This window comes from Telluria sp. ZB4P34 (assembly GCF_059686055.1).
Genome location: NZ_JCASIF010000030.1, coordinates 1 through 10,237 on the forward strand (window position 1 = coordinate 1; position 10,237 = coordinate 10,237).

Consider the following 10,237-nt stretch of genomic DNA (forward strand, 5'->3'; position numbering starts at 1 on the left):
GCCTGCGCCGCCGGTCGAGCTGGAACCGCCGCCGAAGCCGCCCGAACCGCCTGCTGCGCCTGCGCCGCCGGTGTTGCCGCCTGCGCCTGCGCCGCCCATGCCGCCGGCTGCGCCTGCGCCGCCCATGCCGCCGGCTGCGCCTGCGCCGCCTGCGCCGCTGGCTGCGTTGCCGGTGTTGCCGCCCATGCCGCCGGCGCCGCCGGTGGCGTTGCCGATCGAGGCTGCGCCGCTCGAAGCGGTGCCGCTCACGCCCGAGGCGCCTGCGCCGCCGGCTGCGCCGCTGGCTGCACCGGCGTCACCGCCAGCTGCGCCGCTAGCGCCGGTTGCCATGCCGCCGGTGGCTGCACCACCTGCTGCACCGCTGCCGGCTGCGCCGTTGGCGTTGCCGCCGTTGGCAGCCTGGTTGCCGACGTTGCTGATGGTGTTGCCGGAGACGTTGCCGGTCAGGTTGCTGGTCGAGCTGGCGGTCGAGGTGTTGTACGAGTTGTCGACGCTCGAGCTGGCGGTCGCGCCGTTGTTGGCGGCGACAGCGCCGGCTGCCGATGCGGTCGAGCCGCCCGAGCTGCGGTTCTGGCCCGACGAGTCACGCGAACGGTTGCTGTTGTCCGAGCGGTCGCTGTTGTCGGTGTTGGTGGTGGTGGTCGAACGATCGCTGTTGTCCGAGCGGTTGCTGCTATCGGTGTTGGTGGTCGAGCGGTCGCTGTTGTCCGAACGGTTGCTGCTGTCGGTGTTGGTGGTGGAACGGTCGCTGTTGTCCGAACGGTTGCTGCTGTCGGTCGACGTGTTCGTGGTCGAACGGTTGCTGCTGTCCGTCGAGGTGTTGGTGCGGGTGCTGTTATCCGAGCGGTCGCTGCTGTCCGTGCTGGTGTTGGTGCGGACGCTGTTGTCCGAACGGTCGCTGTTGTCGGTGCTGCGGTTGGAACGGTCCACGTTGGTGGTCTGGGTGTTATCGCCGCGGACGCGGTCGACAGTGTTGGAATTTTGTGCGTGGGCCACGCCGAAAGACAGAGCGATTGCGGTCGCCAGGATAGTGCGCTTCATCTGAAACTCCCCTTTGTGTGTCACTGAAAAAGTTGAAATGCCCGGCGTCTGGTGAGCACCGGTCCATCCCTCTATAAGCAGTTTGCGTGCCAGGGCGCTTTTCTTGCGCAAGTCCTTGATAAAAATGACTTTTTTTACGGGAGGAAAGCTTGTAGGACTGAATTGATGAGGGCATTCAATAAGTTCAATTGAAACTGTCGCAATCCTGTGACAGTTGTAACGCGAATGTCACGGGACTGTATCAACCTGTAACACGAGCAGGGGCGTAATAAGGCAGACGCAAGCGCGCCATTGCACTCAGTGTGTAGGAAATAATGAAGGGGAAAGGGTGTTGCGGAGAGGGTTACAGCGCGATGGAATGCTTGGCCATCAGGCGGTACAGCGTCATGCGCGAGACACCGAGGTCGCGTGCGGCCTGGCTGATGTTGTTGCCGCATCGGGCCAGGGTGTTCGAGATGGCGATGCGTTCGGCGCTGCCGCGCGAGTTGTTCAGGCCATCGCGCAGGATAATGCCCTCTTCGGGCGGCGCCAGCTCGAGGTCTTCCGGCATGATCAGGCGGTTCTCGGCCAGTACCATGGCGCGCCGCATGCGGTTGATCAGTTCGCGGATATTGCCCGGCCAGGCATGCTGGGCCATGGCGCGCAGGGCCTGCTTGCTGATGCCCTTGAGCTGCGGGCTTTTTTCGTCGGCATACTTGTTGAAGATGATCTCGGTGAGCAGCGGCAGGTCGTCCTTGCGTTCGCGTAGCGGCGGCACGCGGATCGGAAACACGCTCAGGCGGTAATACAGGTCTTCGCGGAAGCGTCCCTCGGCCACCGCCTTCGGCAGGTCGACGTGGGTCGCGGCGATCACACGGGCATCGACGGCAACCGTGCGGGTGCCGCCGACGCGGTAGATGGTGCGTTCCTGCAGGAAGCGCAGCAGGCTGGCCTGCAGGTCGAGCGGCAGGTCGCCGATCTCGTCCAGGAAGATGCTGCCGCCGGAAGCGGCCTCGATCAGGCCCTGCTTCTCCTTGGCCGCGCCGGTGAAGGCGCCGCGTTCGTAGCCGAACAGTTCGGAGTGGATCAGCGAGGGCGGAATGGCCGCGCAATTGATCGCGATGAAAGGACCGCTCGCGCGCGGCGACTGGGCATGGATTTCCTGCGCCGCCAGTTCCTTGCCGGTGCCGCTCTCGCCCGAGATCAGCACCGGCGCATCGACCGCGGCGATCTTGTCGATGTGGGCGCGCAGGCGCTGGATTGCCGCCGACTGGCCGTCGATGCGGCGCGTGCCGGACGCACGCTGGTGCGGCGGCGTGGACCTGGCCAGCATCGCCATGCCGTGCGCATGGCCGAGCGAATGGTGCAGGCGCACGCGGTCGATCGGACGGGTGTGGAAGTCGAACAGATGGGTGGCAATGGCCTGGCGCAGCTGCGGACGGTGCAGCAGGTCGGGACCGAACACGCCGATCCAGCGGATGTGATGGTGTTGCTGAAGAAAGCGCTCGGTATCGTCGTGTTCGAGGCTGCCGTCGGAATCGAGCAGCAGCCCGACGGGATAATGCTGCTGCGCCAGGACCTTGCGTGCGGCGGCGATGCTGTCCACCGTACACACATCCCAGCCCTGCAGCTGCCCGCAGGCGGCATGCACGCCCGCGTTCCCCTCGTTGCTGATGCATAAGAGTCGTTTTACCGACACATTAACCTCGTTCTTATTCGTTATTCCTGGTCATGCAGGCGACGGAGTCGGCCGGGCGCCGCGCGTTTTGTCATAAAAACGCGGGGCAGTACAGGTCGGATTCGTCCGACACCGTGTACGTTCATTTAACCAGAAACGCCTGCTTTTTGGCGCACGAATATTGTTGAGTTGGTAATATGCCTCGAAAAAATTCCTACAGGAATCAATGCCTTACAATATTTACCTCAAACATCAGCTTGTCGCAGCGACACTGGCCAGCAGGGTCACCAGGCGTTCGATGGCATAGGGCTTGGCGAGCACCTGCACGCCGGGGATGGCGATCTGGCGGTCGGTGTAGCCGGTGGCCAGCACGATCGGCAGGGCAGGGTAGCGCTGGCGCACCACGGCGGCCAGGTCGATGCCGCTCACCGTGCCCGGCATGACGATGTCGGAGAACACCACGGCCGGCTGCGCGCCGCCGTCGAGCAGGGCGACCGCCTGTTCGCCGTCGTGCGCGGCCAGCACCTCGAAACCGGCTTCTTCGAGGGCGCGCGAGACCGCCTCGCGCACCAGCACGTCATCTTCGACGAACAGCACGCTGCCGCGGGCGCGCGGCAGCGGCGCCTCCGCAGGCCCTGCCGTGGGCGGCGCGGCGAGCGCAGCGTGTGCGCGGGGCAGGTAGATATCCACCCGGGTGCCCTTGCCGGGGACGCTGTCGATGTGCAGCAGGCCTTGCGACTGCACGGCGAAGGCATAGGCTTGCGGAAGGCCGAGGCCGGTGCCCTGGCCCTGGCTCTTGGTGGTATAGAAGGGGTCGAGCGCGCGCGCCAGCACCTCCGGCGCCATGCCGGCGCCGGTGTCGCTCACGCTCACGCGCACATAATCGCCCGGCGCCAGCGCGCCCGGCGGCCGCGCCCGCGCGCCATCGAAGGACAGGTTGCGCGCCTCGATGCGCAGCACACCGCCGGCCGGCATGGCGTCGCGCGCATTCACCGCCAGGTTCAGCAAGGCCAGGTCGAACTGCAGCGGCTCCACTGTCACCGCCCAGGCCGGCTCGTCGCATTCGATCTGCAGTTCGATGTCCTCGCGCAGCGCACCGCTCATCAGCTGCCGTGCGCTGCGCAGCTGCAGGCAGGCGTCGACCGTCTGCTGGCGCGCTTCCTGGATCCGCCCGAACGAGCCGAGCTGGCCGGTGAGGGCGGCGGCGCGCTGCAGGGTCTTCTTGCAGGTATGGATCAGCTCGCGCACCTTGTCGTCCCGGTTGCTGATTTCGGCAAGCTGCAGCGCCGTGCTGAGAGTCTGCAACAGGTTGTTGAATTCGTGCGCGATGCCGCCGGTGAGGCGTCCCAGCGCTTCCAGCTTCTGGGACTTCAGCAGCGCGCTTTGCACCCGCTCGGTGGCGGCAACGGCCTCGGCCACGCGCTGCTCGAGTTCCTGCTGGGCATGGTGGATCTGGCGTCCGGCCTCGGCCATGCGCAGCGCAAGGTTGTCGATCTCGACGATTCCCTGCGGCTCGTAGTCGAGCTCCTTGCCCTGGCCGAGCGTATCCGCGCTGCGGCCGAGGTATTCGATCGGGTCGATGGCGCGTTGCGCCAGCCAGCGCGCGGCCGCCACGCCCGCTGCCAGCAGGGCCGCCATCAGCGCGGCCAGCATGGCGGCGGCCTCCAGCGGCACACGCCGGATCTCGCTGACGGGGATGCTGACCAATACCTTCCATTCGGACGAAGGCACGGTGCTGAAGAAGGCGCGCACGTCGATGCCCTCCAGCGTGCGGCTGCCGTATACCCCTTCGGCTGACGCGTTGATGAGATCGCGGCTATAGGCGCGCACCGGCTTGCCGACGAACTGTTCCGGCTTGCGCGAGCGCGCCAGCACCACGCCGCGGCGGTCGACGATGGTCGCGATCCACTCCTTGCGGAAATGCTGGCGCTCCAGCAGCTCCTGCAGGGCGCTGACGTTGACGCCCATCGACAGGTAGTAGCGCAGTTCGCCGTCGAGCTTTACGGGCACCTGGATCGCATAGTCGAGGCGCTTCCCGACCGGCGCCATGAACAGGTCGGATACCAGCAGCCCGTCGCCGCCCCCGGAGCGCTGCATCAGTTCGGCAATGGTCGCGACCCGCCGTACCGGCAGTGCCGCGCCGTAGGGCTGGCGCGTGTTGACCAGCTGGCGGCCGTCCAGGTCGCTCAGGACGATAACGGTGTCGGCGCCCGGGGAGATGCGCCGGGCATAATCGTAGAAGCCCTGCAGCTTGCCGGAGTACAGGGTGGGTGAGCCCGCCAGCGTGCGCAGGACGGCGGCGCGGCCGTGCAGTTCGTTGTCGACCAGCAGCGCGAAGGCGCGCGTGGCCTCGGCCACGCTTTGCGCCTGCGACTTCTGCTCCTCGCGATACACGTAGGACACCGCCAGCGCCGCCGCGATGAAGGACGGCACCAGGATCGACAGCATCAGGATCAGGAGGCGGGTACGAATACGCATGGCGCTGCAGCACCGAACTGGGCAAGCTGACGATTATACAAGGCCAACTTGTTTTTCTTGAAAGCTTCATTTGTGCGTGTGCGCCATGGCCGTGCGGCGCGGCGGCGCCCGGCCAGCTTGTATAATGTGGCAACCCCAACCCGCCCGCACATATGACCAATACCACCCACTTCGGCTACAAGACCGTCGCCGAGGACCAGAAGGTCCAGGAAGTCGCCAAGGTCTTCCATTCCGTCGCATCGAAATACGACGTCATGAACGACCTGATGTCGGCCGGCCTGCACCGCGCCTGGAAGCTGTTCACCATCGCGCAGGCGGGCGTGCGTCCCGGCTTCAAGGTGCTCGACATCGCCGGCGGCACCGGCGACCTGGCCAAGGCCTTTGCGAAGCAGGCCGGCCGTACCGGCGAAGTCTGGCTGACGGACATCAACGAGTCGATGCTGCGCGTGGGCCGGGACAGGCTATTGAATAAGGGCCTGGTGACCCCCACCTTGCTGTGTAACGCAGAAAAATTGCCGTTCCCGGACAATTATTTCGACCGTGTCAGCGTGGCCTTCGGCCTGCGCAACATGACGCACAAGGACCAGGCGCTGGCGGAAATGCGCCGCGTGTTGAAGCCGGGCGGCAAGTTGCTGGTGCTGGAGTTCTCGAAAGTCGTCGAGCCGCTGCAAAAGCCGTACGACCTGTATTCGTTCTCGGTGCTGCCATGGCTGGGCCAGAAGATCGCCGGCGATGCCGAAAGCTATCGCTACCTGGCCGAATCGATCCGCATGCATCCGGACCAGGAAACCCTGAAGTCCATGATGCTCGATGCAGGGCTGGAGCGGGTCCAGTATCACAACCTGACGGCGGGCGTGGCCGCATTGCACACCGGTATCAAGCTGTAGGCGCATTTCGTATAAAGAGGAAGCTGAGATGAAAAAATTCGTGGCAACGATGGTATTGGCGATCACCGCGGTCTCGATGATCGCGGAAGCGACCGCGCGCCCGATGGGCGGCAAGCGCTCGATCGGGCGCCAGTCGCAGGCCGTCAAGCAGATGCAGGCGCCTGCTCCCGCCCCGGCGCCGGGCTTCCAGCAGCAGCGTGCGCCTGCCGCCGTGCCGGCCGCCGGCGCAGCCGGTGCGGCCGCTGCCGCGCAGGCCAAGCGTCCGAGCATGTGGAAGGGCATCCTCGGCGGCGCACTGCTGGGCCTCGGCCTGGGCGCGCTGCTGTCGCACTTCGGCATCGGCGGCGCGCTCGCCAGCGCGATCTCGGCGATCCTCATGATCGGCCTGCTGGCGCTGGCCGTGCTGTTCATCGTGCGCATGTTCCGCCGCAAGGACACCCCGGCCAACCCGGCCTTCGGCGGCGGCTACACCAACCCGGTGCCGGCCGGCTCCTCGCCGAATCCGGCTGCCGGTTCGGTCGCGACCCCGGAAATCGGTTCCGGCCTGCGCCAGCCGACGGCGTTCCAGGGCCAAGGGGCGGGCACGCAGTTCGGCCAGTCTGGCGGCGTGTCGCTCGGCAAACCCGGTGCAAGCGCTCCTGCCATGCACAACCAGTGGGGCGTGCCGGGCGACTTCGACCAGGACGCCTTCCTGCGCCACGCGAAAGCCTCGTTCATCCGCATGCAGGCTGCCTGGGACCGAGGCGACACCAACGACCTGCGCGAGTTCACCTCGCCCGAAGTGTTTGCCGAGCTCAAGATGCAGATTCAGGAGCGCAATGGCGCCGCCGACTTCACCGACGTGGTGACAATCGACGGCCAGCTGCTGGGCATCGAGACCACCGCCACGGACTACCTGGCCAGCGTGCAGTTCAACGGCATGATCCGCACCGCGCCGAATGCGCCGGCCGAGCCTTTCGTGGAAGTCTGGAACATGTCCAAGCCCTTGTCCGGCCAGGGCGGCTGGGTGCTCGCCGGCATCCAGCAGATGGCATAATATTTTCCAGTTGAACTTCGTGCTGCCGGGTTTGTGCCCGGCAAACTGGTAAGATCGAACCGCCCGCTATCACCGGGCGGTTTTTTTTAGGTTTTTCATTCACCCTTGCTGCCATGTTCCCGAGTTCCGCCATGCTGGCGATGCCAGCCGTTGCCACGATCAACCACTTGCTGGCCCAGGAGCCCTGGGCGCGGGATGCGCTCGTCCGTCATGCCGGCAAGGAAGCCTGTATCGATATGGGGCAGCTGGAGCTGCGCGTGCGCGTGGCGCGCGACGGCATGCTGGAGGCCGGTACCGGCGAAGGCCCGGCCAACGTGACCATCCGCGTCAAGCTGGCCGACCTGCCGCTGATCGCCCAGAACCGCGATCGCGCCTTTTCCTACGTGAAGATCGAAGGCGACGCCGAATTCGCCAATACCCTGTCGACCCTGTCGCAGGACCTGCGCTGGGATGCCGAGTACGACCTCGAGCGGCTCGTGGGCCCGCTCGGCGCGCGGCATCTGGTGGAAGGCGCACGCGGAGCAGGCAGGGGCGTATTGGGCGCCGGCCGTCGGCTGGCCGAGAACGCGGCCGAATTCCTGCTGGAAGAGCGCCCGGTGCTGGTGCGCCCTGGCGCGGTGAACGCCCTCGCCGCCGACGTGGTGCGTCTGCGCGACGACGTCGAGCGCATCGCCAAGCGCATCGCCCGGCTGGAACAGCGCCTGGCGCACAGCGCTGCCCCGGCCACGACGGGTGTGATCTTGAGTCCGGATAACTGATGATATTGAAATTCCTGCGCCTGCTGAAAATCCTTGCCGTCGCGACCAGGTACGGTCTCGACGAAATCGCGGTCACGAGCCTGCACGCTCCCCGGACCGCGCGCTTCATGAGCACCGTGTTCTTCTGGCGCCGCATCACCTCGCCGCGCGCGATCCGCCTGCGCCAGGCGCTCGAGGAGCTGGGGCCGATCTTCATCAAGTTCGGCCAGGTGCTCTCCACCCGGCGCGACCTGATGCCGCAAGATATTGCCGATGAGCTGTCGCTGCTGCAGGACCGGGTTCCGCCTTTCGATTCCGACCTGGCCGTGGCCCAGATCACCGAGGCGCTCGGCGCCCACCCGGACCAACTGTTCGCCAGCTTCGAGCGGACCCCGGTGGCCTCGGCCTCGATCGCCCAGGTGCACTTCGCCACGCTCAAGAACGGGACTGAAGTGGCGGTCAAGGTGCTGCGTCCGGGCATGAAGAAAACCATCGACGAAGACCTGGCGCTGATGGACATGGCGGCCGCCCTGATCGAGCGTGTGTGGGCCGAGAGCCGGCGCCTGAAGCCGCGCGAGGTAGTCGCCGAGTTCGACAAGTACCTGCACGACGAACTCGACCTGATGCGCGAAGCCGCCAACGCCAGCCAGCTGCGCCGCAACTTCGCCGACTCGAACCTGCTGATGGTGCCGGAAATGCACTGGGATTATTGCTCCAGCAGCGTGATCGTGATGGAACGCATGCACGGCATTCCGGTGTCGCAGATCGAGCGCCTGGCGGCCGAGGGCGTGGACCTGAAGAAGCTGTCGAGCGACGGTGTCGAGATCTTCTTCACCCAGGTCTTCCGTGACGGCTTCTTCCATGCCGATATGCACCCGGGGAACATCCTGGTTTCGGTGGAGAAGGAAACCTTCGGACGCTACATCGCGCTCGACTTCGGCATCGTCGGCACCCTGAACGACTTCGACAAGGATTACCTGTCGCAGAACTTCCTGGCCTTCTTCCGCCGCGACTACAAGCGCGTGGCCGAGGCCCACATCGAATCGGGCTGGGCGCCGCGCGACACCCGCGTCGACGAGCTCGAATCGGCCGTGCGCGCCTGCTGCGAACCGATCTTCGACCGTCCGCTGAAGGACATCTCCTTCGGCCAGATCCTGCTGCGCCTGTTCCAGACCTCGCGCCGCTTCAACGTCGAGGTGCAGCCGCAGCTGGTGCTGCTGCAGAAGACCCTGCTCAACATCGAAGGCCTGGGCCGCCAGCTCGATCCGGAACTCGACCTGTGGAAGACCGCCAGGCCGCACCTGGAGCGCTGGATGTCCGAGCAGGTCGGCTGGCAGGGCCTGGCCGAGCGCCTGCGCGCGGAAGCGCCGCGCTACGCCCACATCTTCCCGCAACTGCCGCGCCTGCTGCACCAGACCCTGGAGCGCCAGGCCCAGTCCAGCGTCACCGGCACCCATCACGGCCGCCCGGTAGCGCAGACCGACCTGCTGGCCATGGTGCTGCTGGAGCAGCGCCGCACCAACCGCCTGCTGGCCTTCCTGGCCGCCGTGGTGGTCCTGGCGGGCGGCCTCGCCGCCGGCTACGGCATGATGCATGGCGGCTGATCCGCCCAGCTTCGCCAGCCGCGATCCGCTCAGCCCGCAGTTCTGGGACGAGCGCTTCGCCAACTTCTTTACGCCCTGGGACCGCGGCGGGGTGCCGCAGGCGCTGCGCGATTTCGTCGCGCGCAGCCCGAGGCCGCTGGCGACCCTGGTCCCCGGCTGCGGCAGCGCCCATGAGCTGGTGCACCTGTGCCAGGCCAGCTGGGATGCCTGGGCGATCGACTTCGCGCCGGAAGCCGTGCTGCGCGCCAGGGCGCAGGCGGGGCAGTGGGGCGAGCGGGTGGTGCAAGCGGATTTCTTCGCCTGGCAGCCGCCGCGCACGCTCGACTTCATCTACGAGTGCGCCTTCCTGTGCGCGCTGCCGCCCGCCATGCGTCCCCGGGTGGCGGCGCGCTGGGCCGAGCTCCTGCCGCCGGGAGGCCGCCTGGGCGGCTTCTTCTTTTTTGACCAGACGGTCAAAGGTCCGCCTTTCGGGATCGAACGGGCGGGGCTGGAGGCATTGCTGGCGCCGAGCTTCGACTGCGTGGAGGATGCGGCGGTGAGCGACTCGGTTCCCATCTTCGCGGGCAAGGAACGCTGGATGGTCTGGCAGCGCCGTGTAGGGTGATCGGCTCTGCCGATCGCGCGTTCAACGATCGCAGGCACCGCTACACAGCTTCCGGTAGCTGAACGCGCGGTCGGCGGAGTGAACTGACCCCAGAAAGTTGGACACTAACTTTCTGGGGTTTTATGGGGAAGTACACACCTGCCTTCAAGCTGATTGTCGTGCAACGGTATCTTGAAGGCTCGATGGGTTACCG

The 10,237-nt window shown here is 66.3% G+C and carries 7 protein-coding genes and 1 pseudogene; 5 read left to right on the top strand and 3 right to left on the bottom strand.

What is annotated here, in order from left to right:
- The 3 genes and pseudogenes from AC56KL_RS22990 to AC56KL_RS23000 form a co-directional block, all read right to left on the bottom strand.
- Positions 1-1,041: pseudogene (locus AC56KL_RS22990) on the bottom strand (hypothetical protein); the annotation flags it as partial.
- Between the two features lie 343 nt (positions 1,042-1,384).
- Complete coding sequence (locus tag AC56KL_RS22995) at positions 1,385-2,719, bottom strand: sigma-54 dependent transcriptional regulator (protein WP_497182502.1); 1,335 nt, start codon at positions 2,717-2,719, stop codon at positions 1,385-1,387.
- 231 nt (positions 2,720-2,950) lie between these two features.
- Positions 2,951-5,176, bottom strand: coding sequence for an ATP-binding protein (locus AC56KL_RS23000; protein WP_497182503.1), 2,226 nt, complete (start codon positions 5,174-5,176; stop codon positions 2,951-2,953).
- A 152-nt stretch (positions 5,177-5,328) separates the two neighbouring features.
- Here AC56KL_RS23000 and ubiE point away from each other — a divergent pair, with 152 nt between their 5' ends.
- The 5 genes from ubiE to AC56KL_RS23025 all read left to right on the top strand — a co-directional run bounded on the left by ubiE (position 5,329) and on the right by AC56KL_RS23025 (position 10,044).
- Complete coding sequence (ubiE, locus tag AC56KL_RS23005; protein WP_497182504.1) at positions 5,329-6,063, top strand: bifunctional demethylmenaquinone methyltransferase/2-methoxy-6-polyprenyl-1,4-benzoquinol methylase UbiE; 735 nt, start codon at positions 5,329-5,331, stop codon at positions 6,061-6,063.
- A 28-nt stretch (positions 6,064-6,091) separates the two neighbouring features.
- On the top strand, positions 6,092-7,099 hold the full coding sequence (locus tag AC56KL_RS23010) for a Tim44 domain-containing protein (RefSeq protein WP_497182505.1): 1,008 nt from the start codon (positions 6,092-6,094) through the stop codon (positions 7,097-7,099).
- A gap of 113 nt (positions 7,100-7,212) precedes the next feature.
- On the top strand, positions 7,213-7,857 hold the full coding sequence (locus AC56KL_RS23015) for a ubiquinone biosynthesis accessory factor UbiJ (RefSeq protein ID WP_497182506.1): 645 nt from the start codon (positions 7,213-7,215) through the stop codon (positions 7,855-7,857).
- Complete coding sequence (ubiB, locus tag AC56KL_RS23020) at positions 7,857-9,440, top strand: ubiquinone biosynthesis regulatory protein kinase UbiB (RefSeq protein WP_497182507.1); 1,584 nt, start codon at positions 7,857-7,859, stop codon at positions 9,438-9,440. The genes AC56KL_RS23015 and ubiB overlap by 1 nt, the downstream gene beginning before the upstream one ends.
- The gene (locus tag AC56KL_RS23025; protein WP_497182508.1) at positions 9,430-10,044 is read left to right on the top strand and encodes a methyltransferase; all 615 of its coding nucleotides are present in this window, start codon (positions 9,430-9,432) and stop codon (positions 10,042-10,044) included. The genes ubiB and AC56KL_RS23025 overlap by 11 nt, the downstream gene beginning before the upstream one ends.
- Positions 10,045-10,237: the final 193 nt, after the last annotated feature.